Raw genomic sequence first — 12,692 nt, 5'->3', positions numbered from 1 at the left:
GGGGGGGGGGGGGGGGGGGGGCCCTCCCCGCGCGGGGGGGGGCGGGGGGGGGCCTCGCCCCCCCCCCGCGCGGGCCCCCCCCCCCCCGGGGGCCCCCCCCCGGGGTGGGGGCGGGGGGGGGGCCCAGGACGAGCGGGACGGGTGGGACGGGGTCAGCGGTCCCAGCGGTAGAACTCGTGCGCCATGGCGTCCTTCGGCTCGCGCCAGGTGGCCGGGTCGTAGGCCTGGACGAAGGCGGTCAGCTGGTCACTGACGGACCGGAACTCCGGGTGGCCGATGACCTTGGCGACGGCCGGGCCCGGCGGGCGGTCGGCCTCGATGAGGTGCAGGTAGACGTCGCCGAACTGGAACAGGCTGCGGCCGGTGACGCCGATCAGGTGCGGCAGTTCGCCCTGGTCGGACGTGGCGAACACCTCGGCGATGTCCGGTGCCGCCTCCGGCTTCATCCGGGCGACGATCAGGGCGCGGTGCATCCCGGTCACCGCTCCGCCGCCCGCTTCTCGACCTTCTCGCGGATCAGCTCCAGCTGGATCCGGGAGTTGCGGTTGATGTGGTTGACCATGCCGTGGTCGTCGACCGGGGCGGTGGGCTTCATCGCGAAGTCCTGGATCCAGCGCATCCTCGTCCCGGCCGGGACCTCCGCGTACTCCCAGCGGATGTCCATGAACTCGAACGGGCCGGGCTCGACCCGGCGGGCTCGCACCGCGAGCGAGGACTTGTCGGTGGTGCGCTCAGAGACCCAGCTCCACACCTGGCCGTTCTCGTCCGGGTGCATGGTGAGCCGGAAGCGGACGCTGTCGCCGTCGCGCTCCAGCACCTCCACCGAGGCGTACTCGCTGAAGAGGTCCGGCCAGTTCTCCAGGTCGTTGGTGATCTCCCAGACCAGGTCGAGGGGGGCGGCGATGACGATCTCGTTGTCGGTGTGTCCGGGCATCTCAGGCACCAGCTTTCGGGGAGAGGAGGGAGGTGTTGACGAGCTCCAGGAACTCGGCCGGGGTCTTGGCGGACTCGGCGCCCGAGGTGACCTTGAGGCCGTGCCGGTTCTCCAGTTCGCCGACGACGCCGAGCAGGCCGAGCGAGTCGACGCCGAACTCGTCGAACTGCGCGCCCGGGCGCTCCAGGTGGAGCGGGTCGACGGTGACGCCGGCCCGGGCCTGGATCAGGGCGGCCAGCTCGGGATAGCTGAGGGTGTTGCTCACGGGGTGTCCCTTCGGTGGAATTGCGGGTGCGGTCTCAGGGCCGGTCTCCGCACCGGAGCACCAGCGCGGAGTTGGAACCCATCAGCCCGCGGCTGAGCACCAGTGCGGTGCGCAGTTCGGCCGGACGGGCGCGGCCGGTCACCAGGGCGAGGTCGTGGCTGACCTCGGTGACGTTCGGGGTGGGCGGCAGCACGCCGTCCTCCATGGCCAGGACGGCGGCCGCCACGTCCAGCAGCGGCGCGCCGCAGTAGGCCCGTCCGGTGCCGGACTTGGGGGCGGTGACCGGGACGCGTTCGGCCGCCGGGCCGAGCGCGTCGGCCAGTGCGAGCGCCTCGGCCCGGTCGGCGGCCGGGACGCCGAGCGCGTCCGCGAAGACCACGTCGATCTCCTCGGGCGCGATCCTGGCCTCGTCCAGCGCGATGCGGATCGCGGCGGCCAGCCCCTCGCGGGACTCCTCCCAGCGGGAGGCCCCGGTGAAGGTGGAGCCGTGCCCGGCCAGGTGGGCCCGGACGGCGGCACCGCGCCGCCGGGCCGCCTGCTCGTCCTCCAGCAGCAGCATCGCGCCGCCCTCGGCGGGGGCGAAGCCGCAGGCCTGCGCGGTGAACGGCAGATAGGCCCGGTCGGGCTGCCCGGCGAGGCTGACCTCCGGGTAGCCGAGCTGGCAGACCATCGAGTACGGCGCCAGCGGTGCCTCGGCGGCGCCGGCCACCACCGCGTCGGTGCCGCGCTCGATCGTGCGGGCCGCGTGCGCGAGCGCGTCCAGGCCGCCGGCCTCGTCGCTGGCGACCACCCCGCACGGGCCCTTGTAGCCGCCGCGGATCGAGATCTGGCCGGTGCTGGCCGCGTAGAACCAGGCGATGGACTGGTACGGGCCGACGAACTGCGGCCCCTGGCCCCAGAGCTGCTGGAGCTCGCGCTGGCCGAACTCGCCGCCGCCGGAGCCGGCCGCGGTCACCACCCCGACCGCGAAGGGATGTTCGGGGTCGGGGTGGAACCCGGCGTCCGCCACCGCCAGGTCGGCGGCGGCCATCGCGTAGTGCGTGAACCGGTCGGTCTGCACCAGGTACCGGCTGTCGATCGCGGCCCGCGGGTCGAAGTCCCGCACCTGGCCGGCGACGCGCAGCGGCAGCCCGTCGCAGCCCTCGCGGGTGATCCGGTCGAGGACGCTCACGCCCTGCCTGGTGGCCTTCCAGAAGGCGTCGGCCCCAACGCCGTTCGGCGCCACCACGCCGAGGCCCGTGACCACCGCCCGGCGGCCCTGCTGACGTGACGTCATGACACTCACCCCGTTCTGTTGAGCACGACGGCGGACTGGAATCCGCCGAATCCGCTGCCGACCGAGAGGATGTGGCTCAGCGGCAGCTCGCGCGCGGTGCGCGGCACGTAGTCGAGGTCGCACTCCGGGTCGGGAGTCTCGTAGTTGGCGGTCGGCGGCACCACGCCGTGGGCCAGCGCCAGGGTGCAGGCGACCACCTCGATGGCGCCGATCGCGCCGAGCGAGTGCCCGACCATCGACTTGATGGAGCTCATCGGCGTCCGGTAGGCGTGGGCGCCGAGCGAGCGCTTGACGGCGGCGGTCTCGTGCCGGTCGTTCTGCTTGGTGCCCGAACCGTGCGCGTTGACGTAGCCGACGTCGGTGCGGTCCACCCGGGCGTGGGCGAGCGCGTCGTCGATCGCCCGGGACATCTCCAGCCCCTCCTGGGTGAGGCCGGTCATGTGGTAGGCGTTGCCGAAGGTGGCGAAGCCGCCGAGCTCGCCGTAGATCCGGGCGCCGCGGCGGCGGGCGTGCTCCAGTTCCTCCAGCACCAGGACGGCGCCGCCCTCGCCGAGGACGAAGCCGTCCCGGTGGGCGTCGAAGGGCCGGGAGGCGTGCTCCGGGTCGTCGTTGCGCTCGCTGGTGGCCTTGATGGCGTCGAAGCAGGCGACGGTGATCGGCGAGATCGGCGAGTCGGAGGCGCCGGCGATGCAGATGTCGGCGCGCCCCTCCTCGACGGCCTGGAAGCCGTAGCCGATCGCGTCGAGGCCGGAGGTGCAGCCGGTGGAGACGGTCTGCACCGGGCCGTGCGCGCCGGTGCGCTCGGCGACCGTGGAGGCCAGCGTGCTGGGCGCGAAGGCCCGGTGCAGCTGCGGTTCGGCCCGCTGGTGGTCGACGTCCCAGCGGGCGCCGCCGGCGCTGACCAGGGCGTAGTCGTGCTCCAGTCGGGTGGTGCCGCCGACGGCGGTGCCGAGCGAGACGGCGATCCGCCACGGGTCCTCGGCGGCCAGGTCCAGGCCCGCGTCGGCGATCGCCTCGTCCGCCGCGACCATCGCGAACTGCACGTAGCGGTCGGCCCGCTGGACGTCCGCCGGGCTCAGCCCGTGGGCCGCCGGGTCGAAGTCGACCTCGGCGGCGATCCGGGAGCGGAACCCGGTGGGGTCGAAGAGCGTGATGCCCCGGGTGGCGGTGCGGCCGGCGGTGAGGAGCTCCCAGAACGCCCGGACCCCGACCCCGCCGGGCGCGACGACGCCGATCCCGGTGACGGCGACGCGCCGGGTCACGAGGCCACCTTGGCGTGTTCCGGCGGCCCGGCGGCGCCGGTCTCCTCGGTGTCCACGTGGCCGAGCTCGGGGCGGGGGGCGAGTGGGCCGAGGTGGAACACCATCCGGGCCTCGGTGTCGCCGACGTTGCGGAAGCGGTGGCGCATGTTGATCGGGATCATCAGGCCCTGGTTGGGCTTGATCGGACGGCTCTCGCCGTCCAGGTCCACCTCCAGGTCGCCGCTGACCACGAACACGAACTCCTCGGAGTACGGGTGGTAGTGCTCGCCGATCCGCTCGCCGGGCTGGACGATCGCCAGCCCCATGAACCCGCTGGTCGCCCCGCAGGTGGTCGGGGTGAGCATGGCGCGCAGGTCGCCGCCGCGCCGACGGTTCTCCGGTGCCTCGTCGACGTGCACGATCCGTGGGTACTGCGTGGTCATGGTGTTTTCCTCCGAGAGATGCGGCTGGTTCTTCAGTTGTCCTGCGAGCTGCGGTCGGTGACCGGGTTCATGGCGCGGGCGGCGAGGACGGCGGCGAGCCCGGTGGCGGTGCGCAGGTCGCCCTGCGGGCCGAGGTCGAGCAGCCGGCCGAGCGCGGCGGCCTCCTGGTCGCCCGCCACGCCGAGGGCGGCCGCCGGGTCGGCCTCGGCCGGCACCCGCAGGTCGACCAGGCGCACCACCACGTCCGCCCGGTGGAACACGGTGCTGGCCGCGACCGGGCCGGTCGGGTCGGCGGTGGCGAGGTTGTCGTAGTCGGCGAGCAGCTCGGCGACGGCCTGCCCCTCGCCCGGGCGGACGGGGTATAGCACGGCGTGCCGGTGCAGCCGGGCGGAGGTCGGGGAGCTGGCGATCGCCTGGTGCTTCGCCGGCAGCGCGGCCCGGGCGAAGAAGGCGCGCGCGGCCTGCGGGTCGCCCAGCTGGCGGGCCTCCTCCAGGTACGGGTTGATCGCCTCCTCGACGGCCCGTACCTCCGGCTGCATCGCCACGTGGCGCAGCGCGTCGCCGAGGTTGCCGACCACCTCGACGGCCCGGACCACCCGGTTGCCGTGCATGAACAGCGAGGTGCGGTGCAGCCGGGTGTGCTCGTCAACCTCGGCCCGGGGCGAGGCGTAGCCGGACAGGATCCGGGCCACCTCGTGCTCGCTGCCGGGCTTGACCGTGAAGGTGAGCGCGTGCCGGACCACGCCGTCCGGGCCGGGCTCGGCCTTCGGCGGGCCGACGTGCCCGGCGGGCTCGGTGCGCGGCAGGCCGGGCGGCACCTCCAGCGGGGCCCGGGTGCCGGTGGAGCCGGCCGCCGAGGTCTCGCGCAGGATGCCGTAGCGCAGCGAGCGGAAGTTGTCGCTGACGCAGCCGTGCATCGGCTTGACCATCTCGCGGTGGGCGGGGCTGTCCACCCACTCCAGGAAGGTGTCCTGGTCCTCCCACTCGCTGGTGATCAGCCACTGGCGGGGGTCGTTGATCGACTGGCACAGCTGGTCGCTGACATGGCCGGGCACCGAGGCCACCTGGTGGCGCAGCTGCTCGTAGACGTCGAGGAAGCGCTGCTGGGCGCCGTCCTGGATCTCCAGCATCAGTACCACCCGGAGCCGGGTGTCGGAGTCGGCCTGCTGCTTCCGCTGCGGTTCGGACAGAGTTGTCATGGTCCACTTTCTGCTCTGGGCCGCACGTTGCGGGCCGCGGTGGGCCGCGTCCGGGGGGTGCTCCCGGCTTGGGAGGGCGGTGCGACGGCGATCGGCCCGGTCGGTCGGCGCCAGGCCTGAAGTCGATCGTGAGCGGCGTACCGGGGTGCCGCGATATTTGCGGGCCATCCGGGCGAAGAGGCGGCACAAGCACCCTCGGGCGGGGGATGGAAGAGCGGGGCCCCCGGTCGTGCGGTCGCGTCGAGGGCGGCCCCGATCCCAGCCACCGGTCCGCTGAATCCCCTGACAGGGCGGAGCAATTGATGAATCCGAAGGTTGACGACCGGGTGCCGGTCCTGATCGTGGGAGGGTCGCTGGTCGGGCTGTCGGCCTCGCTCTTCCTCGGCCGACTGGGTGTCAGGCACCTGCTGGTCGAGAAGCACGCCGACACCTCGCATCACCCGCGTGGCCGAGGCAACAACGTCCGCACGATGGAGCTGTACCGGGTGGCCGGGATCGAGCCGGCGATCCGCGAGGCGGCGTCGGTCCTCGCCCCGAACCACGGCATCCTCCAGGCGCCCTCGCTGACCGGCGCCGAGCAGGAGTGGCTGTTCCGGGAGATCGATCCCGGCGGGCGGCTCGCCCGGTTCAGCCCCAGCTCGTGGTGCCTGTGCAGCCAGAACGACCTGGAGCCGGTGCTGCTGCGCGCCACCCGCGACCTCGGCGGCGACGTCCGCTTCAACACCGAGCTGCTCTCCTTCGAGCAGGACGCCGAGGGCGTCACCTCGGTGCTGCGCAGCCGGGAGACCGGCGAGGAGCGCCGGGTGCGCTCGGACTACCTGATCGCGGCGGACGGCCCGCGCAGCCCGGCCCGCGAGCGCCTGGGCATCGGCCAGAGCGGCCAGGGCGAGCTGTTCCACAACGTCAGCATCACCTTCCGCGCCAAGCGGCTGGCCGACGTGGTCGGGGACCGGCACTTCATCGCCTGCTACCTGACCAACCCGGAGGCGGACGGCGCACTGCTGCCGGTGGACAACCAGGAGGAGTGGGTCTTCCACGCGCCCTGGCACCCCGAGCACGGCGAGCCGCTGGAGGCGTTCACCGACGAGCGCTGCGAGCGGCACATCCGCACCGCCGTCGGCCTGCCGGAGCTCGACGTCGAGGTGACCGGCCGGGCGCCCTGGCACGCCGCCGAGCGGGTGGCCGAGCGGTACGGCGCCGGGCGGGTCTTCCTCGCCGGGGACTCCGCGCACGAGATGTCGCCGACCGGCGCGTTCGGCTCCAACACCGGCATCCAGGACGCGCACAACCTGGCCTGGAAGCTCGCCGCGGTGCTCTGCGGGTGGGCCGGGCCGGAACTGCTGGAGACGTACGGGCAGGAGCGGCGCCCGGTCGCGCAGGTGACCAGCGAGCGGGCCTCGGCCCGCTCGGCCGAGCACAGCCACCCCGGGTACGCGGTGGTGCCGGGTGCCGGGCGGCAGACCGGGGTGCTCGGGGTGGCGCTCGGCTACCGCTACCCGGTGGGCGCGGTGACCGGGACGGACCCGGCGGGCGCGGTCGTCCCCGAGAAGTTCGAGTCGGCCGGGGAGCCGGGCAGCCGCGCCCCGCACCAGTGGCTGCTGCGGGCGGGCGTGCGCCTGTCCACGCTGGACCTGTACGAGCAGGCGATGGTGCTGCTCACCGGCCCCGAGGGCGCGGCCTGGCAGGCCGGGGCGCGGCGGGCGGCCGACCGGCTGGCCGTCCCGCTGGACGCCTACCGGATCGGCGGCGGCGCCGAGGACGACCTGGCGCCGGAGCCGGGCGCGGACTTCGCGGAGCTGCACGGGATCGGCCCGGCCGGCGCCGTGCTGGTCCGGCCGGACGGCTTCGTCGCCTGGCGCTCGACGGGCGCGGCGGACGACCCGGAGGCGGAGGTCGCCGGGGCCCTGCGGGCGGTGCTGAGCCTGTAGCGCTCGGCAGGCGACGGGACCTGCCCGCTGGTTTCGCAACCGGCGGGCAGGTCTTCGTGTGTGTGGGGCGGATGCGGCCGGAGCCGCCGTCCGGCGGCCGTCGGTCAGGGTGCGGCGAGGTCGGACGGGTCGGTGTTGGCGCCGCACAGGAGGACGGCGACCCGCTCGCCCTCCGCGTGGTCGAGGGCCGCCAGGGCGGTGGAGGCCGCGTACTCGACGGCGATGCGGTGGTCCTCCCAGAGCCGGCGGCGGGCGCGCACGATGGCCTCGTCGTCGACCAGGACGGACCGGACGCCCTCGTGGCGGGCGGCGTGGACGGCGAGGGCGGTGGCGCGGCGGGCGCCGAGGGCGTCCTGGGCCACGGAGGACACCGGGACGTCGACGGGGTGGCCGGCGGCGAGGGCGGCGTGCAGGGCCCGGCTGCCCTCCGGCTCCACCGCGACCACCCGGACGCCGTGCTCGCGGGCCGCGACGGCCACCCCGGCGAACAGCCCGCCGCCGCCGACCGACACCACCACCGTGTCCAGCCCGGGGACCCGGGCGCTGATCTCCTCCAGCACGGTGCCCGCCCCGGCGGCGATCAGCGGGTGGTCGTAGGCGTGCGAGGCCAGCGCCCCGCCGTCCGCCGCGAACTCCTCGCAGGCCGCCAGCGCCTCCGCGTACTCCCGGCCGACCAGCCGCACGTCGGCGCCGTACGAGCGCAGCCGCGCCAGCTTCACCGGGGAGGCCGTCTCGGGCAGGAACACCGTGGCGCGCACGCCGAGCTCGCGCGCCGCCCAGGCGCAGGCCAGCCCGGCGTTGCCGCCCGAGGCGATGGTGACCCCGGCCTCCGGCAGGGTGCCCGCCTCGGCGTGCGCGAGCAGGAAGTTCTGCGCGCCGCGCGCCTTGAAGCTGCCGGTGTGCTGAAGGAACTCCAGCGCCAGCCAGATCCGCCCGTGGTCGTCCCCGGGGGCGACCACGACCGGCCGCACCCTCCCGGCGATCCGCTCACCGGCGGCCTTGACCTCGTCGTACGTCAATCGGTCCATCGTGCCTGCTCCTCAAGCCGGGTGCGTCGCCTCTGGGCTTGACGGTACGTCGCGGGCGCGGGACGAGGAAAGGATCACGGTCGGGCGGCACCGGGGCGGGGCCCTGCTGCCGCCCGACGGGGGCGCGGGGGGCCAGGGCCTAGGGAACCGGGCGGAGGGTGACCGGTCTGGGGGTGAGGGCGCGCAGCACCAGGTCGATCCGGATCCTGGCGGCCCCGGCGCGCTGGAGGGCGGCGGCGACCGCCCGCAGTTCCTCGGGGCCGGTGCAGGCGAGGCGGAGCTCCAGGTCGGCGTCGCCGGCGAGGGAGAGTCCGCCCTGGACGGCCGGGTGCTCGGCCGCCAGCCGGTCGAAGTCGAGCGGGACCGGCCCGTAGCTGACCCGGGCGAGCGCGTGCAGCGCCCGGGCCGGTTCGGGTGGTTCCGGTTCGGGGTCAGGGTCTTCGGGGACCAGCTGGAGGGCGGTCACCGGTGCTGGAGCTGTGCGGTCGGGGCGGGGGCGAGCGGGGTGGCGGGTGCGGTGACGGGCGGGGCGACCAGGCGCGGGTCGAGGACGAGGGTGTCGATGCCGAGGGGGGCGGTGAGCGCGCGCAGGGCGGGTTCACCGAATTCGGTGAAGGCCTGGTCCGGCCCGAAGAGGGCGGCGAGCGACTCGGGGCTGGAGAAGCCGACGGCGCAGCGGCGGCCGTCGCGCAGGCGGAAGAGGCGGAGGGCGGTGGTGGTGCCGGTACTGGAGACGGTGACCGGAACGTGCCAGACGACGCGGGCCATGCGAGTGCTCCCGGGTGGGGTGGTGGTGCCTGCCGGAACTGCTGCTTCGACGCTAGGCCGGGTTCCGCCGGGCGTCGCCGGTCCTGACGCGGCGTTGACCGAATGAGGTGGTGCGTTGACGCACCCCTGACGGTCGGTTCACCCGAGTGGACTAAACCACTCCCTATCATTACGTAAACATCCCTATCGGATGGTATGTTTCCTGCGGATGGGGATGTTCGAGAGGATGGTCGCAGGTGGCGCAGTACTACTCGGTGGAACAGGTGGCCGAACTGCTCGGCCTGCACGTGCGCACCGTCCGCGGCTACATCCGCGACGGCCGGCTCGCCGCGACCAGGATCGGCAAGCAGTACCGGATCGCCCGTGCGGACCTGGAGGCCTTCACCGGCGCCCCGGCCGCCCCGCCCGCACCCGTGCCCGGTGCCGGCCCGCGGCGCGCCGAGGTGTCCGCCGTCGTCCGGATCGAGAACGTCGACCGGGCCGCCGCCGACCGGCTGTCCAACGCCGTGCTGGCCGCGATCGCCGGCCCGCGCGAGGGCGGCTGGCCGCTGCACGTCGAGACCGTCCACGACGAGGAGCGGGAGACCCTGCGGCTCGTCGTCCTCGGCGATCCGGCCGACACCGCCGCGCTGCTCGGCATCGTCCACACGATGACCTCGTCCATGCACTGAGGCCTCGTCCAGGCGTTGACGCCGGCCGCGCCGGATGGCGTCGGTCACACCGGACCCGCATCGGGATCCGCATCGGATCCACAGCGAACCCACATCGACCAGGGAGAACGGCAATGTCCGAGCAGTACGCCACGACGGTCCTGCGGCTGCCCGCCGAGGGCGCGCCGATCCGCGAGGAGCAGGACGCCATGGACGTGATCGGCGACGCGTTCGGCCGCGGCGCCTCCTGGGTGGTCGTCCCCGTCGCCCGGCTGCACCCGGACTTCTTCACGCTGCGCACCCGGGTCGCCGGCGGCATCGTGCAGAAATTCGTCAACTACCGCGTCGGCCTGGTGGTCCTCGGAGACATCGCCGACCACGTCGCGGCGAGCGACCCGCTGCGCGACTTCGTCCGGGAGAGCAACCGCGGCCGACAGCTCTGGTTCCTCGCCGACGAGACGGAGCTGGCGGCCCGGTTCGCCGAGGTCTGAGCGTTCTCCGCTTGCCCCGCACCCGCCCCGGGACCACGGTGGAGCTGACCGTCGGCGCGCCCCCGGGGCACCCGGCGCACGCTCCGGGGCGGGGGGAGGTGGAGCTAGGGGGCCGTGACGAGATATCTTGACGTCAAGACGTTGGAGACGTGAAGCGGAGTACCGATGACTGACTCGACCATCATCTATACGCACACCGACGAGGCTCCGGCCCTGGCGACCTACTCGTTCCTGCCGGTTGTCCAGGCATACGCCTCGACGGCGGGTGTGCGCGTGGAGACCCGCGACATCTCCCTGGCCGGGCGGATCATCGCGAGCTTCCCGGAGCGTCTCGCCGAGGGCCAGCGGATCGAGGACGCCCTCGCCGAGCTGGGCGACCTCGCCAAGACCCCGGGCGCCAACATCATCAAGCTGCCGAACATCTCGGCGTCCATCCCGCAGCTGAAGGCCGCCGTCGCCGAGCTGCAGGCGCAGGGCTACGCGCTCCCGGACTACCCGGACGACCCGCAGACCGACGAGGACAAGGACGTCCGCGCCCGTTACGACAAGGTCAAGGGCAGCGCCGTCAACCCCGTCCTGCGCGAGGGCAACTCGGACCGCCGCGCCCCGGGCTCGGTGAAGAACTACGCCAAGACCCACCCGCACCGCATGGGCGCCTGGTCGGCCGACTCCGAGACCAACGTCGCCACCATGGGCGAGAACGACTTCCGCTCCACCGAGAAGTCCGCCGTGATCGCCGCCGACGGCGCGCTGCGCATCGAGCTGGTCGCCGAGGACGGCAGCGCCACCGTGCTGCGCGAGCGCGTCCCGGTGCTGGCCGGCGAGGTCGTCGACGCCTCGGTGATGCGCGTCGCCGCCCTGCGCGAGTTCCTGACCGCCCAGGTCGAGCGTGCCAAGGCCGAGGGCGTGCTGTTCTCGGTCCACCTCAAGGCCACCATGATGAAGGTCTCCGACCCGATCATCTTCGGCCACGTCGTCCGCGCCTTCTTCCCGAAGACCTTCGCCAAGTACGGCGAGGTGCTGGTCGCCGCCGGTCTGGACCCGAACAACGGCCTCGGCGGCATCCTCAACGGCCTGGACGGCGTGCCGCACCTGGGCGCGGAGATCAAGGCCTCGTTCGAGGCCGAGCTCGCCGAGGGCCCGGCCCTGGCGATGGTCGACTCGGACAAGGGCATCACCAACCTGCACGTCCCGAGCGACGTCATCGTCGACGCCTCGATGCCGGCCATGATCCGCACCTCCGGCCACATGTGGGGCCCGGACGGCCAGGAGGCCGACACCCTCGCCGTGCTGCCCGACAGCAGCTACTCCGGCGTGTACCAGGCCGTCATCGACGACTGCCGCGCCCACGGCGCCCTGGACCCGGCCACCATCGGCTCCGTCCCGAACGTCGGTCTGATGGCCCAGAAGGCCGAGGAGTACGGCAGCCACGACAAGACCTTCGAGATCGCCGCGGCCGGCGCCGTCCGCCTCGTCGACGCCGAGGGCAACGTGGTGCTGGAGCAGGCCGTCCAGCCGGGCGACATCTTCCGTGCCTGCCAGACCAAGGACCTGCCGATCCAGGACTGGGTCAAGCTGGCCGTCACCCGCGCCCGCGCCACCGGCGACCCGGCGGTGTTCTGGCTGGACGAGAACCGCGCCCACGACGCCGTCCTGATCGAGAAGGTCAAGAAGTACCTGCCGGAGCACGACACCACCGGCCTGCAGATCGAGATCAAGTCCCCGGTCGAGGCCACCACGTTCTCGCTGGAGCGCATCCGCCGCGGTGAGGACACCATCTCGGTGACCGGCAACGTGCTGCGCGACTACCTGACCGACCTGTTCCCGATCCTGGAGCTGGGCACCAGCGCCAAGATGCTGTCGGTCGTCCCGCTGATGGCGGGCGGCGGCCTGTTCGAGACCGGTGCCGGCGGCTCCGCCCCGAAGCACGTCCAGCAGCTGGTCAAGGAGAACTACCTGCGCTGGGACAGCCTCGGCGAGTTCTTCGCCCTGGCCGCCAGCTTCGAGCACCTGGCCACCAGCACCGACAACGCCCGCGCCCAGGTGCTGGCCGACACCCTGGACCGCGCCACCGGCACCTTCCTCAACGAGGACAAGTCGCCGAGCCGCCGCCTCGGCGGCATCGACAACCGCGGCAGCCACTTCTACCTGGCCCTGTACTGGGCCCAGGAGCTGGCCCAGCAGACCGCCGACGCCGAGCTGGCCCAGGCGTTCGAGGGCCTGGCCAAGGCGCTCGGCGAGCAGGAGACGACCATCGTCGACGAGCTGATCGCCGTGCAGGGCTCGCCGGTCGACCTCGGCGGCTACTACCAGCCGGACCCGGCCAAGGCCGCGGCGGTGATGCGCCCGTCCAAGACCTTCAACGAGGCGCTCGCCAACCTCGCCTGATCCCAGGGGAGTCGAAGCACCGGGAGGCTCCCGGGTGGGGGAAGAGACCGCGGGCGCCCCCGGGAGCGGGGGGGGGGCGCC

The 12,692-nt window shown here is 73.7% G+C and carries 14 protein-coding genes; 4 read left to right on the top strand and 10 right to left on the bottom strand.

Translation table 11 applies throughout. The features are described 5' to 3' along the window. Nucleotides 1-152: 152 nt before the first annotated feature. From ACFV6D_RS12295 to ACFV6D_RS12265, 7 genes are read right to left on the bottom strand one after another with little or no spacing between them, the layout of a single operon-like run. Nucleotides 153-473 carry a TcmI family type II polyketide cyclase gene (locus ACFV6D_RS12295; protein ID WP_063351612.1) on the bottom strand — a complete coding sequence of 107 codons (321 nt, stop codon included), beginning with the start codon at nucleotides 471-473 and terminating at the stop codon, nucleotides 153-155. Nucleotides 474-478: 5 nt separating this feature from the next. Next, a complete protein-coding gene (locus ACFV6D_RS12290; protein WP_063350292.1) occupies nucleotides 479-934 on the bottom strand; it encodes an SRPBCC family protein in 456 nt (151 codons plus the stop codon). 1 nt (nucleotide 935) lies between these two features. After that, complete coding sequence (locus ACFV6D_RS12285) at nucleotides 936-1,199, bottom strand: acyl carrier protein (protein ID WP_063350293.1); 264 nt, start codon at nucleotides 1,197-1,199, stop codon at nucleotides 936-938. A gap of 34 nt (nucleotides 1,200-1,233) precedes the next feature. Then, nucleotides 1,234-2,475 carry a beta-ketoacyl synthase N-terminal-like domain-containing protein gene (locus ACFV6D_RS12280; RefSeq protein ID WP_063350294.1) on the bottom strand — a complete coding sequence of 414 codons (1,242 nt, stop codon included), beginning with the start codon at nucleotides 2,473-2,475 and terminating at the stop codon, nucleotides 1,234-1,236. 5 nt (nucleotides 2,476-2,480) lie between these two features. Then, on the bottom strand, nucleotides 2,481-3,737 hold the full coding sequence (locus ACFV6D_RS12275) for a beta-ketoacyl synthase (RefSeq protein ID WP_063350295.1): 1,257 nt from the start codon (nucleotides 3,735-3,737) through the stop codon (nucleotides 2,481-2,483). Continuing rightward, the gene (locus ACFV6D_RS12270) at nucleotides 3,734-4,159 is read right to left on the bottom strand and encodes a cupin domain-containing protein (protein WP_063350296.1); all 426 of its coding nucleotides are present in this window, start codon (nucleotides 4,157-4,159) and stop codon (nucleotides 3,734-3,736) included. Before ACFV6D_RS12270 ends, ACFV6D_RS12275 begins: the two co-directional genes overlap by 4 nt. Before the next feature lie 32 nt (nucleotides 4,160-4,191). Then, complete coding sequence (locus ACFV6D_RS12265) at nucleotides 4,192-5,358, bottom strand: SchA/CurD-like domain-containing protein (protein WP_063350297.1); 1,167 nt, start codon at nucleotides 5,356-5,358, stop codon at nucleotides 4,192-4,194. A gap of 206 nt (nucleotides 5,359-5,564) precedes the next feature. On the opposite strand from ACFV6D_RS12265, the gene ACFV6D_RS12260 reads away from it, so the two are divergent. Further along, nucleotides 5,565-7,286, top strand: coding sequence for an FAD-dependent oxidoreductase (locus ACFV6D_RS12260; protein ID WP_380559498.1), 1,722 nt, complete (start codon nucleotides 5,565-5,567; stop codon nucleotides 7,284-7,286). Between the two features lie 104 nt (nucleotides 7,287-7,390). Here the strand turns inward: ACFV6D_RS12260 and ACFV6D_RS12255 are convergent, their stop codons facing one another. The 3 genes from ACFV6D_RS12255 to ACFV6D_RS12245 all read right to left on the bottom strand — a co-directional run bounded on the left by ACFV6D_RS12255 (nucleotide 7,391) and on the right by ACFV6D_RS12245 (nucleotide 9,082). After that, nucleotides 7,391-8,314, bottom strand: coding sequence for a serine/threonine dehydratase (locus ACFV6D_RS12255; RefSeq protein ID WP_380559496.1), 924 nt, complete (start codon nucleotides 8,312-8,314; stop codon nucleotides 7,391-7,393). A 139-nt stretch (nucleotides 8,315-8,453) separates the two neighbouring features. Continuing rightward, nucleotides 8,454-8,780, bottom strand: a complete 327-nt coding sequence (locus ACFV6D_RS12250; protein ID WP_063350300.1) for a hypothetical protein — start codon at nucleotides 8,778-8,780, stop codon at nucleotides 8,454-8,456. Then, nucleotides 8,777-9,082, bottom strand: a complete 306-nt coding sequence (locus ACFV6D_RS12245; RefSeq protein WP_063350301.1) for an SAV_915 family protein — start codon at nucleotides 9,080-9,082, stop codon at nucleotides 8,777-8,779. Before ACFV6D_RS12245 ends, ACFV6D_RS12250 begins: the two co-directional genes overlap by 4 nt. Nucleotides 9,083-9,318: 236 nt before the next feature. On the opposite strand from ACFV6D_RS12245, the gene ACFV6D_RS12240 reads away from it, so the two are divergent. From ACFV6D_RS12240 to ACFV6D_RS12230, 3 genes are all read left to right on the top strand, one after another. Further along, nucleotides 9,319-9,753, top strand: a complete 435-nt coding sequence (locus ACFV6D_RS12240; RefSeq protein WP_380380978.1) for a helix-turn-helix domain-containing protein — start codon at nucleotides 9,319-9,321, stop codon at nucleotides 9,751-9,753. Between the two features lie 113 nt (nucleotides 9,754-9,866). After that, the gene (locus ACFV6D_RS12235) at nucleotides 9,867-10,223 is read left to right on the top strand and encodes a DUF4180 domain-containing protein (protein WP_380430687.1); all 357 of its coding nucleotides are present in this window, start codon (nucleotides 9,867-9,869) and stop codon (nucleotides 10,221-10,223) included. A gap of 165 nt (nucleotides 10,224-10,388) precedes the next feature. Next, the gene (locus ACFV6D_RS12230) at nucleotides 10,389-12,611 is read left to right on the top strand and encodes an NADP-dependent isocitrate dehydrogenase (RefSeq protein WP_380559494.1); all 2,223 of its coding nucleotides are present in this window, start codon (nucleotides 10,389-10,391) and stop codon (nucleotides 12,609-12,611) included. Nucleotides 12,612-12,692: the final 81 nt, after the last annotated feature.

The sequence above is a fragment of the Kitasatospora sp. NPDC059812 genome, assembly GCF_042732075.1.
Lineage (GTDB): Bacteria > Actinomycetota > Actinomycetes > Streptomycetales > Streptomycetaceae > Kitasatospora.
This window is presented reverse-complemented; position numbering and strand designations above follow the sequence as displayed.

What these genes read in the sequence shown, in the direction of transcription:
- ACFV6D_RS12295 (WP_063351612.1), bottom strand. Translation starts at nt 473, where the DNA reads ATGCACCGCGCCCTGATCGTCGCCCGGATGAAGCCGGAGGCGGCACCG.
- ACFV6D_RS12290 (WP_063350292.1), bottom strand. Translation starts at nt 934, where the DNA reads ATGCCCGGACACACCGACAACGAGATCGTCATCGCCGCCCCCCTCGAC.
- ACFV6D_RS12280 (WP_063350294.1), bottom strand. Translation starts at nt 2,475, where the DNA reads ATGACGTCACGTCAGCAGGGCCGCCGGGCGGTGGTCACGGGCCTCGGC.
- ACFV6D_RS12270 (WP_063350296.1), bottom strand. Translation starts at nt 4,159, where the DNA reads ATGACCACGCAGTACCCACGGATCGTGCACGTCGACGAGGCACCGGAG.
- ACFV6D_RS12265 (WP_063350297.1), bottom strand. Translation starts at nt 5,358, where the DNA reads ATGACAACTCTGTCCGAACCGCAGCGGAAGCAGCAGGCCGACTCCGAC.
- ACFV6D_RS12260 (WP_380559498.1), top strand. Translation starts at nt 5,565, where the DNA reads ATGGAAGAGCGGGGCCCCCGGTCGTGCGGTCGCGTCGAGGGCGGCCCC.
- ACFV6D_RS12255 (WP_380559496.1), bottom strand. Translation starts at nt 8,314, where the DNA reads ATGGACCGATTGACGTACGACGAGGTCAAGGCCGCCGGTGAGCGGATC.
- ACFV6D_RS12245 (WP_063350301.1), bottom strand. Translation starts at nt 9,082, where the DNA reads ATGGCCCGCGTCGTCTGGCACGTTCCGGTCACCGTCTCCAGTACCGGC.
- ACFV6D_RS12235 (WP_380430687.1), top strand. Translation starts at nt 9,867, where the DNA reads ATGTCCGAGCAGTACGCCACGACGGTCCTGCGGCTGCCCGCCGAGGGC.
- ACFV6D_RS12230 (WP_380559494.1), top strand. Translation starts at nt 10,389, where the DNA reads ATGACTGACTCGACCATCATCTATACGCACACCGACGAGGCTCCGGCC.